Origin of the sequence: Treponema sp. OMZ 906, from assembly GCF_024181185.1 — a bacterium.
GTDB lineage: Bacteria > Spirochaetota > Spirochaetia > Treponematales > Treponemataceae > Treponema.
In genome coordinates this window covers 761,108-782,315 of sequence record NZ_CP051196.1, presented here as the reverse complement: position 1 = coordinate 782,315, position 21,208 = coordinate 761,108, and the positions used below count along the sequence as shown (strand labels likewise).

The 21,208-nt window shown below is 47.0% G+C and carries 24 protein-coding genes and 2 tRNA genes; 9 read left to right on the top strand and 17 right to left on the bottom strand.

The genetic code is table 11. The features are described from left to right. Positions 1–29: 29 nt before the first annotated feature. The 9 genes from E4N69_RS03495 to rplU all read right to left on the bottom strand — a co-directional run bounded on the left by E4N69_RS03495 (position 30) and on the right by rplU (position 6,884). Positions 30–1,487, bottom strand: a complete 1,458-nt coding sequence (locus E4N69_RS03495) for a HEAT repeat domain-containing protein (RefSeq protein ID WP_253824533.1) — start codon at positions 1,485–1,487, stop codon at positions 30–32. A 109-nt stretch (positions 1,488–1,596) separates the two neighbouring features. Beyond that, on the bottom strand, positions 1,597–1,947 hold the full coding sequence (gene rsfS / locus E4N69_RS03490) for a ribosome silencing factor (protein ID WP_253824532.1): 351 nt from the start codon (positions 1,945–1,947) through the stop codon (positions 1,597–1,599). A gap of 21 nt (positions 1,948–1,968) precedes the next feature. Further along, the gene (locus E4N69_RS03485; protein ID WP_253824531.1) at positions 1,969–3,153 is read right to left on the bottom strand and encodes an LCP family protein; all 1,185 of its coding nucleotides are present in this window, start codon (positions 3,151–3,153) and stop codon (positions 1,969–1,971) included. Beyond that, positions 3,150–3,806, bottom strand: coding sequence for a bis(5'-nucleosyl)-tetraphosphatase (symmetrical) YqeK (gene yqeK / locus E4N69_RS03480; RefSeq protein WP_253824530.1), 657 nt, complete (start codon positions 3,804–3,806; stop codon positions 3,150–3,152). The genes E4N69_RS03485 and yqeK overlap by 4 nt, the downstream gene beginning before the upstream one ends. Continuing rightward, positions 3,799–4,389, bottom strand: coding sequence for a nicotinate (nicotinamide) nucleotide adenylyltransferase (gene nadD / locus E4N69_RS03475; protein ID WP_253824529.1), 591 nt, complete (start codon positions 4,387–4,389; stop codon positions 3,799–3,801). Before nadD ends, yqeK begins: the two co-directional genes overlap by 8 nt. Further along, on the bottom strand, positions 4,386–5,723 hold the full coding sequence (obgE, locus tag E4N69_RS03470; RefSeq protein WP_253824528.1) for a GTPase ObgE: 1,338 nt from the start codon (positions 5,721–5,723) through the stop codon (positions 4,386–4,388). Before obgE ends, nadD begins: the two co-directional genes overlap by 4 nt. A 228-nt stretch (positions 5,724–5,951) precedes the next feature. Beyond that, on the bottom strand, positions 5,952–6,203 hold the full coding sequence (gene rpmA, locus E4N69_RS03465; RefSeq protein ID WP_253824527.1) for a 50S ribosomal protein L27: 252 nt from the start codon (positions 6,201–6,203) through the stop codon (positions 5,952–5,954). Between the two features lie 35 nt (positions 6,204–6,238). Then, the gene (locus E4N69_RS03460) at positions 6,239–6,562 is read right to left on the bottom strand and encodes a ribosomal-processing cysteine protease Prp (RefSeq protein WP_253715186.1); all 324 of its coding nucleotides are present in this window, start codon (positions 6,560–6,562) and stop codon (positions 6,239–6,241) included. 7 nt (positions 6,563–6,569) lie between these two features. Continuing rightward, positions 6,570–6,884, bottom strand: coding sequence for a 50S ribosomal protein L21 (gene rplU / locus E4N69_RS03455; RefSeq protein WP_016522145.1), 315 nt, complete (start codon positions 6,882–6,884; stop codon positions 6,570–6,572). Positions 6,885–7,120: 236 nt separating this feature from the next. On the opposite strand from rplU, the gene E4N69_RS03450 reads away from it, so the two are divergent. Next, positions 7,121–7,639 (top strand): FKBP-type peptidyl-prolyl cis-trans isomerase, encoded by a 519-nt coding sequence (locus tag E4N69_RS03450; protein ID WP_162664726.1) that lies wholly within the window; start codon positions 7,121–7,123, stop codon positions 7,637–7,639. Between the two features lie 12 nt (positions 7,640–7,651). Beyond that, a complete protein-coding gene (locus E4N69_RS03445; protein ID WP_253824526.1) occupies positions 7,652–8,689 on the top strand; it encodes a Gx transporter family protein in 1,038 nt (345 codons plus the stop codon). 104 nt (positions 8,690–8,793) lie between these two features. On the opposite strand, the gene E4N69_RS03440 is transcribed toward E4N69_RS03445, so the two are convergent. From E4N69_RS03440 to eno, 3 genes are all read right to left on the bottom strand, one after another. Further along, positions 8,794–9,951: a DUF8086 family protein gene (locus E4N69_RS03440; protein ID WP_230978000.1), complete on the bottom strand. Its 1,158-nt coding sequence runs from the start codon at positions 9,949–9,951 to the stop codon at positions 8,794–8,796. Further along, positions 9,944–10,324, bottom strand: a complete 381-nt coding sequence (locus E4N69_RS03435; protein WP_253715184.1) for a RidA family protein — start codon at positions 10,322–10,324, stop codon at positions 9,944–9,946. The genes E4N69_RS03440 and E4N69_RS03435 overlap by 8 nt, the downstream gene beginning before the upstream one ends. Positions 10,325–10,426: 102 nt before the next feature. Next, a complete protein-coding gene (eno, locus tag E4N69_RS03430; protein WP_162662683.1) occupies positions 10,427–11,725 on the bottom strand; it encodes a phosphopyruvate hydratase in 1,299 nt (432 codons plus the stop codon). Positions 11,726–11,838: 113 nt separating this feature from the next. Here eno and E4N69_RS03425 point away from each other — a divergent pair, with 113 nt between their 5' ends. Continuing rightward, positions 11,839–12,816, top strand: coding sequence for a GNAT family N-acetyltransferase (locus E4N69_RS03425; protein ID WP_253824525.1), 978 nt, complete (start codon positions 11,839–11,841; stop codon positions 12,814–12,816). Between the two features lie 36 nt (positions 12,817–12,852). Here E4N69_RS03425 and E4N69_RS03420 read toward each other — a convergent pair. Continuing rightward, positions 12,853–12,926 (bottom strand) — tRNA-Arg (locus E4N69_RS03420). Positions 12,927–12,991: 65 nt separating this feature from the next. Continuing rightward, positions 12,992–13,063 (bottom strand) — tRNA-His (locus E4N69_RS03415). A gap of 133 nt (positions 13,064–13,196) precedes the next feature. Between E4N69_RS03415 and def the strand changes: the two genes are divergently transcribed. Genes def through E4N69_RS03400 form a run of 3 tightly spaced genes read left to right on the top strand, consistent with a single transcriptional unit; the run spans position 13,197 to position 15,712 of the window. After that, complete coding sequence (gene def, locus E4N69_RS03410; protein WP_253824524.1) at positions 13,197–13,718, top strand: peptide deformylase; 522 nt, start codon at positions 13,197–13,199, stop codon at positions 13,716–13,718. Continuing rightward, the gene (fmt, locus tag E4N69_RS03405; protein WP_253824523.1) at positions 13,718–14,695 is read left to right on the top strand and encodes a methionyl-tRNA formyltransferase; all 978 of its coding nucleotides are present in this window, start codon (positions 13,718–13,720) and stop codon (positions 14,693–14,695) included. The genes def and fmt overlap by 1 nt, the downstream gene beginning before the upstream one ends. 15 nt (positions 14,696–14,710) lie before the next feature. Continuing rightward, complete coding sequence (locus E4N69_RS03400) at positions 14,711–15,712, top strand: PASTA domain-containing protein (RefSeq protein WP_253824522.1); 1,002 nt, start codon at positions 14,711–14,713, stop codon at positions 15,710–15,712. A gap of 33 nt (positions 15,713–15,745) precedes the next feature. Here E4N69_RS03400 and E4N69_RS03395 read toward each other — a convergent pair whose 3' ends face one another. From E4N69_RS03395 to E4N69_RS03385, 3 genes are read right to left on the bottom strand one after another with little or no spacing between them, the layout of a single operon-like run. Continuing rightward, positions 15,746–16,516 (bottom strand): class I SAM-dependent methyltransferase, encoded by a 771-nt coding sequence (locus E4N69_RS03395; protein WP_253824521.1) that lies wholly within the window; start codon positions 16,514–16,516, stop codon positions 15,746–15,748. Positions 16,517–16,566: 50 nt separating this feature from the next. After that, positions 16,567–17,421: a Rossmann-like domain-containing protein gene (locus E4N69_RS03390; RefSeq protein WP_253824520.1), complete on the bottom strand. Its 855-nt coding sequence runs from the start codon at positions 17,419–17,421 to the stop codon at positions 16,567–16,569. An 18-nt stretch (positions 17,422–17,439) separates the two neighbouring features. Continuing rightward, on the bottom strand, positions 17,440–18,129 hold the full coding sequence (locus tag E4N69_RS03385) for a Crp/Fnr family transcriptional regulator (protein WP_253824519.1): 690 nt from the start codon (positions 18,127–18,129) through the stop codon (positions 17,440–17,442). Between the two features lie 62 nt (positions 18,130–18,191). Here E4N69_RS03385 and E4N69_RS03380 point away from each other — a divergent pair, with 62 nt between their 5' ends. The 3 genes from E4N69_RS03380 to E4N69_RS03370 are packed head-to-tail and all read left to right on the top strand — an operon-like array spanning position 18,192 to position 21,193. After that, entirely contained in the window at positions 18,192–19,235 is a 1,044-nt protein-coding gene (locus E4N69_RS03380; protein ID WP_253824518.1) for a FecCD family ABC transporter permease, read from the top strand. Next, a complete protein-coding gene (locus E4N69_RS03375) occupies positions 19,232–20,023 on the top strand; it encodes an ABC transporter ATP-binding protein (protein WP_253824517.1) in 792 nt (263 codons plus the stop codon). The genes E4N69_RS03380 and E4N69_RS03375 overlap by 4 nt, the downstream gene beginning before the upstream one ends. A 30-nt stretch (positions 20,024–20,053) precedes the next feature. Continuing rightward, the gene (locus E4N69_RS03370) at positions 20,054–21,193 is read left to right on the top strand and encodes an ABC transporter substrate-binding protein (protein WP_253824516.1); all 1,140 of its coding nucleotides are present in this window, start codon (positions 20,054–20,056) and stop codon (positions 21,191–21,193) included. The last annotated feature ends 15 nt before the right edge of the window (positions 21,194–21,208 follow it).

The window sequence follows — 21,208 nt, the reverse complement described above, 5'->3', positions numbered from 1 at the left end:
GCAAGCCATGGGTAATGCCTACTCCATCGCTATTCCAGTAATCGCTGAGCACGGCGCTGCAACGCACCTTGTTTTTCGTCTCGCGCGATGGCTTCTACTAACGTGCGGGCATCCGAAGGAGCGTTCGTCTTAAACATATCGAGCCCGATACTCTTGGTTAACACATCATCGCTTTGTAAAAAAGCCTTGCAAATTTCTGCCGTTGCAGTATTTTCTATTTTTGCAATTTCCTTACCGAACTCATATCGCAGTTTTTTTTGCTTTTTATCTGCTACGGTTGCCAACACCACCGTATCCAAATCGGCTGCGAGCGCCGTAGAATTATGCTTCAACGCTGCGCTCAGGATTGTAACCCGCAGTTTTTCGCTCTTTTTAGAATCACGGAATGTTTCGGCAAGCCATGTATTGCCTTCTGCCGTATTCAATACCGCCAGCGTTTCTATCGCTGCAAACCGAACCGCATCCGTCGGGTCATACTTCGCACGGTACAACACATACGACGCAGCCTCCTGCATCTTTGTCTTTTGTACGGTCTTTAAGGCTTCGAGCCGAACTTTATAATAGCTATCTTTGAATCCCTGCAAGATGAGCTTTCGGGTTTCATCCGTATCGAAAGAGGCAGCCCCTCGTATTGCGGCTTCCCGTAGCTGCGGTTCCGGTTGCTCGAAAAATTCGGCCAGCAGAGGCACAATATCAGGTTTTCCCATTTGGGCAAGACCGGCAACAGCACTGGAACGAACATAAATATTTTCGTTTTCATCCTGCGCCCGATTCAGCAAAAATGTACGGGTATCTTCACTATGTAACTTTTCAAGCGCAGCCATAATCGTCTGTTTTAAAATAAGTTCCTGCTTTGCATCGTCAATTGTCAAGTTGTCAAAATACTCTACTAAAAAGGACGCCTCTTCATTACCACCGATTTCTCCTAATACAGAAACCGTTTCTACACCGTATTCCGCAGCATTTTGGGTAAGTATTTTTTGCAGCGCCTCGTTTAAGCCGGATGAAAGTTCCGGCTTTACCGTTGCGAGGTAAGACAGCACCGCTTTTACCAGCGTCCGTTGTTGGGCTTCATAAGCTTCCAACACTGCAACTGCAGCATCTGTCAGTTGAGTATTATTGTATTTTTGATACAAACCGAAAAGCCCCTCGCGCACGGCAGGACTCTTTGTCTCCATAAAAAGACGGTTAAAATCGCCTTGCAGTGTTTCAAAATCTCGCTTATCAACCTTATTGATTACCTCAAGTATTTCGGATTCCAATCCGTACTGTAATGCTTGGCGGGCTTTTTCAATCTCATCCAGCTCTTGTTTTTTTTCTTCCGGTTGTCCTGTTTCTCTCTTTTGAGTATCATTTTCCGGTTGCAGTTTCTCCTGCGATACGGTTTTGTCGGTCGTTGTTTTCGATGGGTATGTATCTGCAACCACATACATCGGTACCATGAGTACCGATAGCACGGTTAATATCATAAAAATAAGTTTTTTCATTATAATACTCCTGCAATCATTATCGGAACTCCAAGACTTTACTTTTAAAAACCCTCGATCAGGAATCTTTAGAAATTTCATTTTTTCGGGATTCCCGGCACTTTATACCTTATGTTAACAGATTAGGGCTGTCATACCACAAACGTTCAAGGTCGTAAAATTTTCGGGCGGTGGGACTCATTAAATGCACAACGATGGAACCGAAATCGAGCAGCTTCCATTCGTCGCCGTCGGGGCTTTTCCTGATAGTCCGGTATTCCTCAATCTGCAGCTCTTTCGCCGCTTCCATAATCTTGCCTTCAAGGCCGCCGGCTTGTTTACCGCTCGATATAGTTGCAATCACAAAAAAATCCGTCCAAATATGCGCCTGCCGTAAATCGAGCACTACCACCGATTCCGCTTTAAGATCGCGCAAAATCGTTCCGAATGTTAAAGCCGCCTGTTCAAAATTAACTTCCATAATATTTTCTTATCCTCTTCTCTATTTTTTTTGCCGTACCGAATAGCCGTTAAAATCTTTACCGAGTATCAACGTAAAGTCGACGTTCGTTTCGCTGCCGGAATGATCGTCGCCGATTTGGGCGGATTCGATATTTTCGCAACGGACAACCTGTCCGACAATCTTTGCCACTGCCTCGTTCCCGATTCTATCGATTAAAACCGTATGCTCAACTCCCGTTTGTGCCGCATTTCCGACACGGATAACGTCATACCCAAAACTCTGATACAGCTCGGAGGCAGTCCGCGCAAGCCCGTTCACATCGGTTCCGTTTAAAACTTCCAGCGCATACACCCGTTCCAACGTTGTACCTTCTTTTGAAGCAAGCGCCGCAAGCGTCTGTCCGACAATCTCTTTTATTTGCTGACCGTCGCGGAACGGAAAGAGTAATTCCTTTGAATCGACGATACGCACCGCGCCGGTTAAACGCTGAGGCACCAACCGCTCCGAATCGATTTTGCAGAGATATTCCAACAGCTGCTTTAAATTTCCGCCGGTAACATTGCCGTGCAGCAACGGGCTGAACACTTTAAACTGTTCTTTTTCGAGCATTTCGGGATGCTCATATAAACTGCGCAGAAAGGCCAATACCGCTTTTTGCTTACGGGTTACCGCTTCACCTTCGGCATCCGCCTCATCTTCATACAACAGATAGTCGCGCACCTTATCGCCATCCAACAGCACCGAACCGGAGGGAAGCAAAATCTTTCCATATTTTTCGGAATCGATATCGACGGAAGAAGGAATAAAAACCGAAATACCGCCGAGCAAATCCGTCAAATGCATAAAGTCGGTCAGCGAACAGACAATATAAAACGGAATGTCTACACCGATCAGTTTTTCAATTTCTCCGTTATAGACAGCCGCGCCCTTTTCCGTATAGAGCGAACCGATACCTCCGGTACGTCCAAGCTGAGGCAAAATCAACCCGATATTCGCAGGGATATCGAACATTGCTGCGCGCCGTGTTTGTGAATAGTGCGCAACAACATTCGTAGAAATAGGAACATTGTCGTTTTCGATGATAAACAATACCTTGAGCACATTATCCTCAGAAAGAGAGGTACTGATAGGGTCAACATTGAGATTCCGTGCCACAATCACCCCCGAAGGAATGAGCATCGCTAAGATGAGCAATAAAAAGATGATGTTTTTTCCTTCTTTCAATTCCTTGCCTCCCGACGGATCGTTTTCGTCTGCATATCCGGTATCTGCTGCCTACCCTGTAAAACATTTTTCTCTTTTAGAAACCGATATGTTTTATACGTACACGCCTGCACTTTTTTTCCTTTTGACTCCACAAAGCCGATAACCTCTTTCAGCACTTCAAGAAAAAGCTCATCGAGCGTCAGCTGCTCAACCTTTTCCCGTAAGTAATCGCAATTTTTCCGGCCGGGTTCGATTTTATCTGCAATATAGATAATCCGCCCTAACGCATCAAACTTTGTAGAAGCAGAGGTATGATAGCGTACCGCATTTAAAAGCGATTTTTTATGGATCCCGTAATGCTCCTGCAATAAAACCGCTGCTGCCCGCCCGTGCAGCAACTCGGAATTTGCCGCTTCATCGGGCGTAACAGGCTGCCCATCCGTCCGTACAGTGCGGAGCAGAAAGCCGATAGGTTTTTCTTTGCACATATCGTGAGAAATACCGGCGAGATAACAAAGCCGTTGCAGCCTGTGTCCGTAGCCATACCGGCGGGCAAGTTCTTCCGCATAAGAGGCAACCCTGCATGAATGTTCATAGCGGTAATCGGAAAGATTGGCTCGTGCATACCTGTCCAGCGCTGTGATGAATTCTTCAATACGGATATCATTCATAGAGTTTATGTTCTTTAATATACGAGTATACGCCTGAAGGTACAAGATAGCGCCAGCTCTTTTTTTCTTGTATGGCTGCCCGTATTCCGCTTGAAGACACCGGCAGCAGGGCATTATCTACTCTCAAATGAGGAACCCTGCCCGCGGAAGCGGCTCGTTCCGTGGAATACCGGTCTATAATGCGGTTTCCTACTATTATATCGGCATAATCGGGTATGTGTTCCGCTTCACGCCAGCCAGCAAAACCTTCCAGTAAATCATCGCCGATAATCAGCCCGATTTTTCCTTCACATTGAGGAAATTTTTTCTTTAGGAATTTTAACGTATCGATGGTATATGAAACGCCTTGCCGCTGTATCTCGCAGGGTTCGCAATAGAAAGCCGGATTATCGGCGATTGCGAGTTTCACCATTGCGAGTCTGTCGTCAGCAGTGCAGCCGGAGTGTCCGTCTTTAAAGGGTGATAAGAATGCGGGGACAAAGGCTATGGTGTCGTACCCGTAACAGAGAGCAACCGCATCGGCAAGCATCAAATGGCCGATATGAATAGGATTGTAAGATCCGCCCAATACGGCGAGCCTCATTTTTTACCCTTCCGCTTGCGGCTTAAACTCACCGTTGCGCCGAAGCCTTCCTGTTGCACGTAAACGGGGTCTTCCAGTTCCGCATGCATAAAGTTATTATCTGCCGCAGCCGGTACGATAGTCTTTTGCACACCGCCGGCGGCATTAGAATGGTTGCTTCCTGCAGCGCTATCGTTAAAACCGCTGACAACAGCGCTATCAAAATCAAACATACCTCCCGCAGCCATATCTGCCGATAAACCTTCGGCGGTAACATCATTACCAAAGGTAGCGGCATCGGATTGAACAAAGCCGGATATGCCCCCCGCCGAAGCTTCAGCGCTCTTATCCGCATCCGCTGCAGCAAGCTCTTCCACCAGCGCAACAAACGCATCGCGAACCTCGTCCAAGCCCCAGCGGTTAAACACCGAAATACCGAGTACGGGCACATCGGAAAGTTTTTCCCGCAGAGTTTTGAGCCGCTCTTTTGTTCCCTCAAGATCGAGTTTAGTAGCGATAATAACCCGTTTTTTTGCAGCCAATTCTTCCGAATAGGCTGCAAGCTCTCCGCAGAGGGTATCATACGCGGTTAAATAATTTTCATCGGAAAGGTCAATCAGAAAGGCCAGCCCTGCCGTCCGCGAAATATGCTTTAAGAACCGGATACCGAGGCCGACTCCCTCCGAAGCGCCCTCCAATATCCCCGGTATATCCGCGATGATAATATCCTGTTCCTCATCGATGCGGAGGACGCCGAGGTTCGGTATTTTGGTGGTAAACGGATAGGGCGCAATCTTAGGGCGGGCATTGGTAAAGTAATCCAGCAGAGAGGACTTACCGGCATTGGGAAAACCGACAAGCCCGATATCGGCAATGATATTCAGCTCAATTTTAAGCCGGCGGGTTTTGCCCTCCTGTCCCGGCAAAGCGGTGCGCGGCGCTTGATTAGTGGAGGTTTTAAAATGACAATTTCCCCAGCCGCCGTTACCGCCGGTCAAGAAAGGAATAAGCCCCTCAGTCCGGTCGCCGAAATCGTAGACAAGCTCATCGGTATCGGCGTCTTTAATAATGCAACCCGGCGGAAGCGGAATAATACAGTCAGCACCTTTCGCACCGAACCGTTTTGAACCTTGCCCATCCAAGCCGTTTTTTGCCCGGAATACCCGCTTATGGCGTAAATGCACAAGCGTGCGCATATTCCGTTTAATCTCAAACAGCACATCGCCGCCGCGCCCGCCGTCGCCGCCTGCCGGGCCGCCCTTAGGCACGTATTTTTCCCGCCGGAACGCAATACATCCGTTTCCGCCTTTTCCCGATGAAACTTCGATTAAAGCTTCATCCGCAAATTGAATCATCGCCTCGTTTCCTTCTCGAAAAAAAAGCCGGCATTAGAGCCGGCTTACAACTGGGCAATTCTAAAAACTCGGTTAGATTTTTAGAATCGCCCGACGAGTTTTAATTTCAGTCTTGATATTATAATGACTGAAATTAAAACATCGCAACTTAAATCTAAGAGAAACCTCTAAAAACTGAAGTTTTTAGAGGTTTTCTATATCATTGCGGAATTAACCGCTCATCCATCCCTACGCTTGCGTTACAGATGCTAAATGTCTGCCATTGCGGCGATGATACACAACCGTACCGTCTACAGTTGCAAATAAGGTATCATCCTTGCCGCGGCCGACATTATCGCCCGGATGGATGGGAGTTCCGCGCTGACGGACTAAAATGGAACCGGCTTTTACCGTCTGTCCGCCGTATACCTTAACGCCCAAATATTTAGGATTTGAATCTCGTCCGTTTTTTGCACCGCTTCCGCCTCGTTTCCGTGCCATAGTAGCCTCCTCGTATCAGGTAAGCATCTGCTTGCTTACCGCTGTATCTTTTTGCATTGAACCGCTTGCGGATATTCTTCCTGTAAAGAAGCTATCCCAAGCCATAAAAACTCCGCTGCATACCGTAATTTTTCGCTTTGCGTTTCGTCATAGTTAAGAACCCGAAAAGAAAGCGAACCGCGCCGCTCCGCACTGATATCAGCTTGCACGGAACCGAGCGCCTGTACAGTCGTCCTTAAAAGGATCGTTACGGCTGCACACACAATATCATGTCCTTTAATGCCGCTATTCGCATGGCCGGAAGCTTCAACGGAAAGGAGATGCTCCTTTTCATCAAGCTCCAAAAGGACTTGTATCATTCCGTGCTTACACCCCGGTAATCGAATTAACCGTTAAATAGGTGTAGTGCTGGCGATGCCCGATTGTGCGGTGATAGTCTTTCTTGCTCTTGTACTTGTATACAATCACCTTCTTATCACGCATACTCTCTTCAACCGTTGCCGAAATTTTCGCGCCCGCAACGTAGGGAGCTCCAACAGACACTTTACCGTCATTGTTAACCAGTAAAACGGTATCGATATCGATAGCCGTTCCCTGCGGTTCGTTGATTTTGTCCACCAGAATCTTGGAACCTTGTTCAGCCTTATACTGCTTGCCTTTATATTCAAAAAGTGCGTACATAAAAACCTCTGTTTACATTTCTGCGGAAGTATCTATCATTAAATACGATACATAACTCCGCGTATTTTCTAGATTTTTGTATGATGATATATGAACGGGTGCATACCATCAAAACTAAACGGTTGATTTCAAAATATAGCATAAACGGCCTATAGAGGTCAAGATGCAGATTCAGGACAAACGCATTTCGAGTTTTTGCCTTGCTCGAACGTAGAAAAATCGGTATCATATTCAGCATGAAAATTGCAGACGATTGTTTGGTTACCCTTGAGTATACCTTAAAAGATGATGACCAAAAGGTTTTGGATTCATCGGAACAGATGGGACCGCTGGACTATGTTCACGGTTATCGCCAGCTTATCCCCGGTTTGGAAAAAGCGCTTCAAGGACGCGAAACAGGTGAAAGTTTTTCGCTTACGGTATCGCCGCAGCAAGCTTACGGCGAAATCGATCCACGCGCCGTTTTTGAGGTAAGCCGCGCGCAGTTTCCACCCGACACACAGCTGGAAGTCGGTATGGAATTTGAAACGAGTGGCCATCATGTGGTAATCACCGGCATTGACGGCGATATTATCACGCTGGATGCGAACCATCCGCTTGCCGGAAAGACATTACACTTCGACATAAAAGTTACCGGTGTGCGGGATGCCACCCCCGAAGAGCTTGAAGAAGTTCAGCAATCCTTTGTTGCAGGGTGCGGAAGCAGCTGCGGTACGGGAGAGGGCGGCTGCGGCGGATGTTCAGGCTGTCATTAAACCGGCTATACTATGAATAAAAAACAGGATGCGCTGGTGCCGGTTTTCGGCGCTTTATGCTTTTTTCTTTCGGCTATTGAGTTTGTTATTCCCAAGCCGCTTCCGTTTCTGCGGATAGGGCTCGCAAATGTTCCGCTGCTGTTAGCGCTCGACGTGCTGTCGTTCCCGGCGTTTTTATTACTGACGGTGATAAAAATTCTGGGACAGGCTTTTATCAGCGGAACGCTTTTTTCTTATCTCATCCTGTTTTCGGCAGCGGGAACAAGCGGCGCAGCACTTATGATGTACGCCTTGCATAAGATTCCCCGTAAAGCGCTATCGCTTGCCGGAATTAGTATGGCAGGCGCCTTTGTATCAAACTGCATACAGCTTTTTATCGGACGCTTCTTTATTTTCGGAGAGGGCATCCGTTATATGGTGCCACCTTTTCTCTTTATCGGTTCAGTAACGTCCTTGCTTCTCGGTATTTTTTGCGAAAGCTTTGAAGCGGAATCCGAATGGTACGCCCACATACGGGATGCCGATTCTCCGCTTTATATACAGTTACCGGACGATACGAACCCCGTCGCTCATCCGCAGCTTCGATTGATAACCGGCTTTACCTTGCTCACAACGCTCCTTTTTATCCCCGGCTTACCGGCAAAAACAGTTATTTTTTGCGCCGGATTTGCACTTTGCTTGGCAGAAAAACAAAAAATATATTGGATACCGCTCTGTATTTCAACGGTCGGTATTATCGTATGTCATCTTTTTATTCCGGTAGGAAAAGAGCTTTTCTCGATAGGGAGTTTCTCGCTCACAAGCGGAGCCTTGCTGAACGGTTTGGAAAAAGCAGTTGTTCTGCAAGCGATGATCTTTATTTCGCGGTGGACACTACAGGTACGGATTCAACTTCCGGGTTCGCTCGGTACAATGCTCGATGAATCCCTCTTTATATTCAAGCAATTGCTTGAATATAAAGATAGGATACGTCCCCGTCATCTTATCACAAGCCTCGATGAATTGCTGCTCGGTCTTCCCTTTATTGTAAAACAGCCGAAAGACGTATAAAGAAATATCCGTGCAGAGATTTAGTACCTCGGTGCTTCTTGGCTTCTTTAAGCCCGTAACAAGGGATATTAAAGCCGAGTGCACTGCAACCACTCCGGAAGTTTTTACAGCCCCAGTTCGCTCAACTCGGCGGTAAAGATTCCCGCACGGCCGACTTCATAGAATATCGATTCTTCCCAAGCAGCAGTAATCGCCGTATCCGAGATGGAAAACGCGGTATACGTGAAGTTTTCCGGTAGAGACGGCAGTTGTACTTTGCGGATACCGTGCTCGCTCGTATTGAGCAGCAAAGTTCCGTCAGGTAAGAGGATTGCTGCATTCTGCTTACCGTCACTTTGGGAATACTGAACTGCGTAAACGTTTACCGGTACCCTCTCCTCCAGCGTATCGTTCGTTTGATTCCGTGCGGACTTAAAGAAAATAGTACCATCCGCCGAATCTTCGGTGAATACATTTAAGTACAAATCCCTATTATTTTCGATTGCGTCCGCCAACACTTTGAGCATATCCGGCATCCGGTTATAAGGCGGAGGTTCGCAGGCTGCTCTAAAGCCCTCGGCAGACAGTTGTTCGATATGTTTATAGGCATCATCTTGCATAAAGCTGGAAAAGTTACCGCACCTTATATAGAAGAAAGAAACATCCCTGCCGTTATCAGCTTTAAAACTTGCATACCATTGGCCGCCTACCCGCTCAAGCGATTTACATTGTGCCTCTTTCGGTAAATGCAGATATGCAACATCGGCTGCGGGTGTATAGACTTTGCATTCAGGATCGGTACGCAATAGGAAGTGTGTATTTTCGGATATATCGCGCGATGAAAAGATCGAATTTTGATAGATACGGATAAAATACTGCCCATCCTCCACATAGAGATCTCCGGCGGTGACGTGTGGAAAGAGCTCATGCCTAACGGGAAGCTGTGCATTTGATTGTAAATATCGAATAGGATACAGCCCGCACTTATTGATTAAAAAGACGGCATCCCCGTTATTTAAGCCGAAATCGGAAACTTGAACCGCCTCCGTCCACGGTTTAAACACTACAGCAGGTATTGCGGAAACGGCATCGGCATTTTTAAATTCCACGGAACCGTTGTCACCAATGGAAAAATATTTCCAATGATTTGCAGGCTGTGCTTCAACCGGTACCGTCGATGCGCTTTTGGGCGTTTGCGACGAGGCAGTTTCGGCTTTTTGTTTTGTACAAGCGGAAAAAACAAGCGCTGCCGCAAGCGACAGCGCCAACATCGACTTACGCAAGAGCGATCGCCTCAATTTCAACCAGTCCGTCTTTCGGCAGACGGGCTACCTGTACCGCGGAGCGCCCCGGATAATTTCCGGTACCGAATACCTCACTGTACACTTTGTTCATTTCCGCAAAGTTGTTCATATCGCTTAAAAATACGGTTGTTTTAAGCACCTTGTCCAAACTGCTACCACCTGCTTCGAGTACCGCTTTCAGGTTCATCAGCGATTGGCGAGTTTGTTCGGCAATGCCGCCCGGAACAAAAGCGCCCGTAGCGGGATCGATCGGCAGCTGGCCGGAGGTAAAGATAAAGCCATTTGCGGCTGTTCCTTGCGAATACGGTCCGATTGCGGCCGGCGCCTTGTCTGTTGCAATAATCTTTTTCATAAATAACTTCTCCTATAAATCAATTAGTAATTGGTAATTTGTAATGGGTAATTACTCACATTCTCAATTATGAATGGATAATTAAGAATGTGAGACTAAATGTTAAAATCCGTAGCGTGCGAAGGTTGCGGCGCCTGCATAGCGGGCTTGGCAGCCGAGTTCTTCTTCAATGCGCATCAGCTGGTTGTACTTTGCAATACGGTCACTGCGGCTCATCGAACCGGTCTTAATCTGCCCCGCTTCTACTGCGACGGCAAGGTCGGCGATAAACGCATCCTCGGTTTCGCCTGAACGGTGAGAGATAACCGCAGTATAGCCTGCATTCTGCGCCATTCGTACCGCATCGATGGTTTCGGTAACGGTACCGATCTGATTGAGCTTAATCAGAATAGAGTTACAAGCCTTTTCTTTAATACCGCGCTGCAACCGTTCGGTGTTGGTGACAAAGAAGTCGTCGCCGACAATCTGAATTTTGCTGCCAAGTTCTTTAGTTAAACGTGCATAGCCTTCCCAATCATTTTGATCGAGCGGATCTTCGATAGAAACAATCGGATAGGTATTAATCCACTTTTTATAGATTTCGATCATCTCATCCGCAGTGAACAGCTTGCCAGGATTTGACTTCCAGAATTTATAGCCCTTGCGTCCGCCCTCATCGAACAATTCGGAAGAAGCACAGTCGAGCGCGATGGCAATATCGGTGCGCGGCTTGTAGCCTGCCTTATCGATTGCCTTCATAATATATTCCAGCGCCGCTTCGTTATCGATATCCGGGGCAAAACCGCCTTCATCTCCGACGGAGGTTGCCTTACCGTCCGCCTTTAAAAGGCCTTTTAACGCATGGAAAACTTCCGCCGTCATGCGCACCGCTTCGTGAATGGACTCGGCGCCGATCGGCATCACCATATATTCCTGAAAGTCGATTTTGTTGTCGGAATGCTTGCCGCCGTTGATGATATTTGCCATCGGTACGGGCATTTGCAAGGTATGTGCACCGCCCAAGTAGCGGTACAACGGTAAACCGACATAGTCGGCGGCGGCGCGAGCCACTGCCATCGAAACGCCGAGCATCGCATTGGCGCCGAGTTTTGACTTATTCGGTGTCCCATCCAGATTAAGCATAGTCTGATCGATTTCAGCCTGTTCCAAGGCATCCATTCCCTCAAGCTCTTCCGCAATAATGGTATTTACGTTATCGACAGCCTTTAATACACCCTTGCCGCCGTAGCGTTTTGCATCGCCGTCGCGCATCTCCAACGCTTCAAACTCGCCGGTAGACGCTCCGGACGGAACACAGGCGCGTCCGAAACTGCCGTCGCTCAATGCAACATCAACTTCAACCGTAGGATTTCCGCGAGAATCGAGAATCTCACGTCCTTCAATATACACAATATCGCTCATATACGACCTCCCATCTTTCAGAGGGAACTTCTAAAAAGCTAACCGAGTTTTTAGAGATGCCCTAGAGATAATTCATTACATATTACACTTATTTTATGATATAATCAAATGGTATGACATTTATTTTATCACCTGAAATAATCGATGACATTATATTTGCGATGGAAAATCAAACGGAAATTCTTTTATTCGATGCGCTCGAAGGTATCTGTGTCGATATGGATGAGATTGATGATGATTATGGGACAGTTATCGACGATCAACGCTATTACGATCTCCCCGACTGGACTTCCGCTCAAGGCTTCCATGTAATGGAACAGTTTACGGCGCAGGTACATAACCCTCTGCTGCGGGAGGCATTGCTCAATGCGCTCGGACAGCGGAAAGGCGTCTTTCGCCGGTATAAAGAAGTACTGAAAACCGCGCCTATCGTTGAACGTGAATGGTACCGGTTCAAGGATCAGCAGATGAAAGCTGCTGTTTACGAATGGTACAATGATCTGAGAAAACTTTGGGGATTGGAAAAAATCAGTTTTGAAGATGAAACAGACAGTCAGCTTTTACAGGAAGATTTTACGTTTCTGATTGAAAAATACGATGCGTTGAATACCGAACTTTTGCGGAATTTTATCCGTAAAACGGAAGCAACTTCCGAGGACAGTGATAAGATAATATCCTTTGACGACTTTGATGAAAAGGCAGCATTTGAAGCGGGTAGACTACTTGGATACACATCATTTTTTGACGCGAATGTTTGTGCCGCAGCCGGACAGAAGTATGGCACAACTCAGCATAATGCTGTGTATATCACTGCATACAATGAAAACGGGTTGTGCGGGGTTTGCTCCATCGTTGCTTTTCCATTTAACGAAAGTTTTTGCATTCCGTTCTTGCGGGTATTGCCTGAGTATCGGGGGCTTGGACTCGGTAAAGAGCTTCTACAGCGATCCTGTATGTATGCTAAATCTTTGGCTGATGTACTGATATTTGCCGACTTTTGCACACCGGCTCATTTGATTGCGCTACTTGAACGGGAAGGTTTTGAGCAGAAAGGGCTGCTGTATATAAAAGACTTGTCCGGTGATGAGTAACGGGATTTGTAAAAAAATATGAATGAGTAAAAAACGTGCGCCCGACACGGCTCGAACGTGCGACCTACGGATTCGAAGTCCGTTGCTCTATCCAACTGAGCTACAGGCGCATTTTCCGTTATGCCCAAAACAGACTGATTTATAAGCGTCTGCGCATCAAGCATAAACGTAAAAGGGTGGGTGATGGGGTTCGAACCCACGACAACCAGATCCACAATCTGGCGCTCTACCACTGAACTACACCCACCGTGAATACAGGCGATAATGCCAAATAACCCCAAAAAAGTCAAGTAGCTGATAGGTGCGGGACAGAGATTTCCGGTACGTTCACTTTGTAAACACATTGACCGCACGGCATAAATTTTGTACTATGATGCGCGATGAAGGTACTATATTTAGGTGAAGAAACGCTCCGGCAGCCCTCAAAGCCGGTAGAGCATATTGATGAAGCCTTGCATGAACTGATACGGGAAATGTTTATAACGATGGATACTGACAAAGGTATCGGTTTGGCAGCGCCTCAAATAGGAAAAAATGTAAGACTTTTTATCGTAAAAATCGATGACGGTATTGAACGGGTATTCATTAATCCGCTCATTGTCGGCACTTCGGAAAAGCAATGCAGCTACGAAGAAGGCTGTTTAAGCATCCCTAAAATATATGCGGACGTTGTCCGCCCCGAAGCCGTGACTGTGCAATATCAGGATATGAATGGACGGCGCAGGACGATAGAAGCAACCGGTTTACTCGCGCGGGTTATCCAGCATGAGTATGATCACCTTGAAGGAGTCCTTTTCATCGATCGGTTATCCGAAAAAGAACGGGATAGCCTCGTTGCAAAGTTCACTCAACAGCAAGAGCGCAAAAAACAGCGTGAAGCAAAAAAGCGGGCGCGTGCATAATGAACGTTTTTTTTGCCGGAACCCCTGAGTGCGCAATCCCCGCATTACAGGCAATCGCGAAGGTATATCCTCTTGCCGGTGTGCTGACCGCTCCGCCCGCCCGTGTCGGACGCGGTAAAAAATATGCGGACGCTGCGATAGCGCAGGCGGTTGCCGAACTAAAAGAACGTGGCGTCATCGCTCAAGAGGTACCGGTCTTTACACCGGAGAAATTAAACACAGAGTTCCGTGAAGCCGTAGCGGCGCTCCGGCCTGATGTACTGGTATGTTTTGCGTATGGAAAGATTTTCGGCCCGAAGACGTTAGCTTTATTTCCGCACGGTGCGCTCAATATTCATCCGTCCCTACTGCCCCGATGGAGAGGGCCGAGTCCGGTACCGGCAGCAATCCTTGCAGGAGATAGCATAACCGGTGTAACCGTTCAGTATATGGCGCAGGAAATGGATGCGGGAGACATCATCATTCAAAAAGAGCTGCCGGTTGAACCGTCCGATACGACCGAAACGCTCTTAACCCGCTGTGCAGAACTCGGTGCTTCACTCATCGTGCAAGCGCTTAAAACGGTAGAAACGGGTTCCGTAACCGCAACACCGCAAAATCATGCAGCGGCAACCTATTGTACGCTGTTGGAAAAAGACAGCGGATTACTGTGCTGGCAAGACGATGCCGCCGCAATAGACCGGAAAATACGCGCCTATACCCCGTGGCCGGGAGCCTTTACCTATTGGATGGGTTCAAAACTTTCTATTATACAGGCGCATCCGTATACGGGGAACGCAGCGGCGGAATCTCCCGAAACGCCGGGACTGGTACTCAGCATTGATAAACGGGAAGGCGTATTGGTACAAACAGGCAAGGGTATTTTAGCGGTACAGGTACTCCAGAAGGAAACAAAAAAAGCAATGCAATGGAAGGATTTTTTAAACGGGGCTGCCGGCTTTATCGGAACAACGCTCCGGTCACTTCCGGAAACATAAATCTAAGGATTAAGTATGAGTGTAGGTGATATTGCTGATGATATCAGCGGAAACGGAAAAACAATTGTTATTACATCGTTGGTGATGCTCATCGTTTTTATTGCGGTTTCGACGCTGGTCTTTTTTATTTCGTTAAAAAGCGCCGAACAGGTGATGGTGCCGAATGTTGTCGGTAAAGATTTACCCGAAGCGCTGCTCGATTTACAGGCGCGTGAACTCTATCCGCGCATTCAACTCCGCTATTCTCAAAAAGCAGACGAAAAAGGGCTTATCCTTGAACAGGATCCCAGCCCGGGAGCTATCGTCAAAGGCGGCAAGCGGATCGAGCTGGTAGTAAGCCAAGGAACTGTCATCGATACGGTACAGAACTATATCGGAGAGAATATTGAAGATGTACAAAATCGGATACGGGAGTTGTTTACCTCCGGCAGCCGCCAATACCTCCAGATTAAACAGCCGTATTTGACAAAATACAGCGCCGAACCCGCAGGAACCATCCTTGAGCAGGAGCCCGCAGCGGGAACTCCGATTGCGAATAATATGGAACTGACCTTTGTAGTAAGCAAGGGAACGCAAGCGGAAACAACCCAAGTTCCCGATATGGCCGGTGCCGATCTAAAAAAAATATATCAGGTAATGCAGAGAGCTGCGGTAACTTTTGCCTTTACAGCAGGTAGTACCACGGGAACGGATATTACCGTACAACAGCAAAGCGCCGCAGCACAGAGTGGAGTTCCGGTATTTTCTCCGGTAACACTGACCGTTTCCCTACCGGAATCGGCAAACGGTATGGTATCCGGCATCCTTAAAACAACACTGGCAGAGTTTCCCTATCCCTTTACCGTTTCGCTCTATGCAGCGTATCCCAACGGGGATAAAGATCTCCTTACCTCATTCCGGCATCCGGGCGGCGCATGTTCAGTACCATACACCGTTCCGGAAGGAACAAAGCTTTCACTGGAAGTACTCAACAAAGAGGTTTACACCGAAACGGCAGGCGCAAATACAGCGGAATAAGCGGCGGCGAGGCTTTGAGTTGAACACTAAGCATTAGACCGCTGCCGATTTTACGCCTGCGTTGCAGATATAGCCCAGTTCGTACTTGTGTCCGTTGAAGTAACGGTACATCTTGGAGAACATTGCTCTGTTTTCTTTCTTGAGTGCGCACCGGATAATATGCAGCGTATTCCACAAGCCTTCATCTCGGAGCAAACCGCGGGGGCTGAGCAGGGTCATCATTCCGCGCTTCTGCGTTACGGTAAATCCGTTCCGGGAAAAAAGGCTCTCCCACCCCTCGGCATCGAGCGGCTCGACGTTTACGTTAATAGTCTTGCTTAGACCCATTCTGAGTTCCTTTTGCTGTGCCGCATCTTTAACGGTAAAAAAAACATCCTGCGTTACTACTCTACCGCCCGGTTTAAGCACACGGAAATACTCTTTGAGTGCTTTGTCTTTGCGGTCGCCCACCAGCATGGTCAGCATTGCTTCATTGATAATAACATCAAAACTATTATCTTCAAACGGTAATGCTGTTGCATCGCCGTGTATCAGTGTAAGTTTATCTTGTAGATTATTTTTTTCGATATTGGCTTTCGCATTTTGTAAGGCATTTTCATCAAGATCGACACCTGTAACGGCACAACCGAATTTCTTTGCCAACTGAATCATGGTGCGCCCTCTATTGCACGCAACCTCAAGCACCTTTGTCTTCTGTGTTATAGCAGCCTGATCGATTAGCCATTCGGTAGCCTCAATACCGCCCGGCCGAAGCGTCGTTTTACCGATTCTTGCTAAAAAAACATGTCCTGCTTCGTACATCATAATCTCCTACAGAAAGTTTTATAGAGAAGGACATCTCTACACCTCGATTGTTAATTGAGAGATGCCCTTTTCCTTTCAAGTTCATAAGTATCCATGTAGTCAAATTCACGGTATGTCTGCTCTGCACCGAGGGCAGTCTTCAAATACGTTTCCTTATCCCTAACCGAGGTACTGAACATATAGTTATACCCTTGCTCAAAAAAGTAGTCGGGACAGAGCTCGCAACTCGGTCCGTACAAGCCTACAATTTCTGCATTGGATCCCGCTTGCCGCAATGCCGTATATGAATTATTCACAATAGTACTGCCTGACATAATGATAATATCAAGCGTACTGAGTATATCGCAAAAATCAGCGGCATTGTGTCCAAGATGCCATTGTATGCCTTCCGGAAACCGCTGCAGTCCGTTTTTATAACGATAACTTAGAATTGCTTCCGGTTTCCGTAAATCGAACACATGAAATTCTTTACAGCGGTTCAAAAAACGGTTGATATAAACACCGAATCCGATAAGCCCGACCTTTTTTCCTTCCGTTTGATACCGGAATTGCAGACCTTCCGTCCTCACAATGCCGCGCTTAGCCAGAAGCTCCGCCGTATTAAGCGGCTTACTCATCAAACTGCTTAAACTTACGATGAGATTCCTCAACTGAGGACTCCGCCGTTCAAGCAGTATCTCGATACATACGTCTACCGGCTTACCGTAAAGCTCCGCTGCAATTTTCGCATATTGTTCAGGGCTTATATTTTCTTCAACATGCAACGCAAGGCTTATATGTGAGTCGGTATCAGCTGTCATAATCCAGCGGAAGCCTGTAATAAGCTCATCAAAAATCGGCAGCGGTAAGCCGAATCTTTTATACAACGAACGGTTTATATCCAAAATAGCCTTTAAATCTTCCATACATTACTTATACCGGATTTATCCGTTTACCGTCTGTTGCCGGTGCAACACAAACTTGATCTGTTTCCCCTCAATTGTGATAATACCTTCGCGCTGCATACGGCTCAACTCCCGCGATACCGCACTTCTGTCCGCGCAAATAAACTGTGCAAGTTTTTCCCGCGTAAACGGGATCGTAAAAGCATGAGAGTGCTGCGAGTCATGCATTACATTCAAGTAAAACAGCAGTTTATCACGAAGTGTCGGCTGTGAAAGAAGCTGAATTTTCAGATTCAGATATACTGCATCACGTGCAACTTCCCTGAGGATATTCTCTAAAACAGTCATCTTATACGGACAGGTTCGGCACGTCTTATTTTGTGCAGACGGCACTTTGATAAACAGCACCTTTGATTTTTGAGCACTTACCATACGTAAAAACGGATTTGTCCGCTCTAAACAACTGAGTTCTGCGCCGAACAGGTCTCCCCTTTGCACTTGCTTAAGCAGTATGATCTTCCCATCAACACCGATTTGTTCTACATGAATGCAGCCGGTAATCACAATGCCTGCGTAAGGGATAGTATCAGCTATAGGATGTACTTCCTGTCCGCTTTCAAGTAACCGGTAAAATCCGTGAAGGCAGGAAACAGCTTTATCAATTTCTTGAGCAGGGATACCTTTAAATACCGCAGAATGCGCTAAAAAAGCTGTGCAAAAATTAAGCATTTTTTCCTTCTTTGTTGCAACGGCAACAGAATACATGGTTAGTTTATGCTAACTTTTTTTCAATGTCAACAATGATCAAAAAAGAGAACCGACGGCAGTATCCTGTTTTATTTGGATGTCTCTTATTTTTAGCGCCGCTTATTGCAATGATGATCAGCCTCTCTATCGGACGGTATTCGGTGCCGGCAAGTAGTACTATTCGCGCAATTATACAGTTCATTACACACAATAATATCGCATTGGCAAAAGATAATGTTGAAGCCCACATTATTATCGGCATCAGACTGCCCCGCATCCTATTAGGGCTGCTCTGCGGCTGTGCATTGGCAAGCGCCGGAGCAGGGTTACAAGCGCTGCTTTCCAATCCTCTGGTTTCACCCGATACGCTGGGAGTAGCATCAGGGGCAAGTTTCGGCGCCGCACTGGCATTGCTGGCAGATCAACGCCTGCTGATTGTACAGCTCAGTGCTCTTGTTTTCGGTATCCTTGCCCTATACCTTACCTATCAAGCAGGAAAAATAAAGCAGCAGAACTCCATTGTTATGCTGGTATTAGCAGGCGTTGTGGTGTCTGCGCTATTCCAGGCAATGGTATCACTCATTAAATACACGGCAGATTCTGAAGAAAAACTCCCGACAATTACCTATTGGCTGCTTGGAAGTCTGAATAATGCCACATGGAAAGGTTTAGCCGTAGGAGCGCCGATTATTGTAACAGGAACGGTAATCTTAATCCTTGCACGATGGAAATGCAATATTCTCACCTTATCTGATGATGAAGCAAAGTCTATGGGGATCGATCTCCGAAAAATACGCTTATTGATCATTATCGCATCGGCTGCGGTTATTGCTTCCAGTGTTTCTATGTGCGGACAAATCGGCTGGGTAGGACTCGTGGTACCCCATGTATGCAGGATGCTCTTCGGAAGTGATAACCGGCGGGTTATTCCTGCAAGCGCCAGCATCGGTGCTGTGTTCATGCTGCTGTTAGATACAGTCGCCCGCAGTGCAACGCAGTCGGAAATTCCCCTTTCCATTCTGACAGCCCTTGTAGGAGCTCCTTTCTTTATCATACTGCTAAAACGGACGGGAGGCGGCTGGAAGTGATATTCGCGGTTCACAATGGGACATTTACATTTAAAGGCGGCGCACCGGTTTTACGGGATGTTTCTTTTTCGATAGAAAGTGGACAGATATTATCCATCCTTGGCCCCAACGGTGTCGGAAAAACAACGTTGCTCCGCTGCATGATGGGGATGCTGCAATGGAATTCCGGCACTAGTACGATTGACGAACAGAATATTGTAGAAATTCCTGCACAACAGCTGTGGAGACGTATTGCCTATGTTCCGCAGGCAAAATATCTCCCCTTTGCTTTTACCGTAGAGGAGATGATTCTATTGGGACGCAGTGTACACATCGGATTGTTCGGCGTACCGGGACAAAAGGATAGACAATACTGCGAAGAAGCGATGGAAGCCGTAGGCATTTCCCATTTACGCGGCAAGTATTGCAACCGTTTAAGCGGCGGGGAGCTGCAAATGGTGCTGATCGCCCGGGCGCTGTGCAGCAAGCCGGAGATGCTGGTGCTGGATGAACCTGAATCAAACTTGGATTTCCGCAACCAGCTTATCATTTTGGAAACGGTTCACCGGCTTGCAAAAGTTGACGGCTTATGCTGTGTGTTCAATACGCATTACCCCGCCCATGCCCTGCGTATTTCCGACAAGTCGCTCATTCTCTCCCGCAGCGGAGAAAGTATATTCGGGCAATCGGAGGCGGTTATTAACGCAGAGATAATGGAAGATGTTTTTCAGGTGCACGTTGATATTCTTCAGGCTTCGTATAAAGGGATACCGTACAGCGCTGTAACGGCGGTATCTTTAGCGAAGTAAAAAATTAACTTACCAGAAGGAGTGTAAGGTATGAAAAAACTACTAATAACGGTATTGTTTTTTTCTATTGTGTTGGGCGGTGTCTACGGCGCCGGTAAAAAAGATGAACCGGCAAAGACAGCCGGAACCGCGGCGATGAGTGCTGCAGAAGGAACTCATACGGTTGTGGACTTTAAGGGAAATTCGGTAGAGGTTCCCAATAAGATCGAACGAATCGTTGTATTAGGTCCGCTGCCTGCGCCGACGGTTCTAACCGTGTTTCAACAGGGTAAGACCGACAATATTGTCGGGGTCTCTCCCGATTCCGTCAACGGAGCAAAGTACAGCATATTTTCAAAATATGCCCCGGACTTTCAAAATATTTCCTCTGCGTTTTATACCGGCGGAAAGCTCAACTTGGAAGAATTGATAAAGCTCAAGCCGGATGTTGTCTTTTATATGGATGCATCGGTTGCCGCACCGCTCCAGCAAGCCGGGATTGCTGCTGTAGCCTTAGCACATCCGAGTACCGGATGGGATGCAAGCCCGCTTGTAACCCTCAAGTCATGGATGGATACAATGGCTCAAACGCTGCAAATGGAAAGCCCTGCTCAACAGATTATTGCCTACGGCGAACAAGTTGAAAAGGAAATTAAAGCTCGAATTGAAAAACATCCGCTCCCCTCTCCGAATAAGATTTTGTTTATCAGTAAGTATTCGGACACAACCATCGCCTCTGCCGGAAAAAAATCATTCGGGCAATACTGGGCGAACTTGCTGGGCGGAATAAACCTTGGCGGGAAGGCAACTCAGGGAGCTATCAATATGGAACAAATATATGAATGGCAGCCTGATCAGGTCTTTATCTTAACCTTTTCCGATAAGACACCGGATAATTTATACAACAACACTGCAGCTCCCGGACATGATTGGAGCGGCATAAATGCGGTCAAAAACCGGCAGGTATTTAAGTTTCCCTTTGGAATGCACCGTTGGTGGCCGCCTACAACCGATACTCCGCTTGCTATGTGGTGGTTTGCAAAAACAGCCCGTCCCGACCTTTTCGGCGATATCGATATGAATCAAAAAATAAAAGAATATTATAAACAATTCTATAATATGACGCTTACCGATGCCGATGTAGAATGGATTTTGCATCCCCGTGCAGAGGCAAAACGGCAGTATTTTTAATTCAGTAGTACGGAT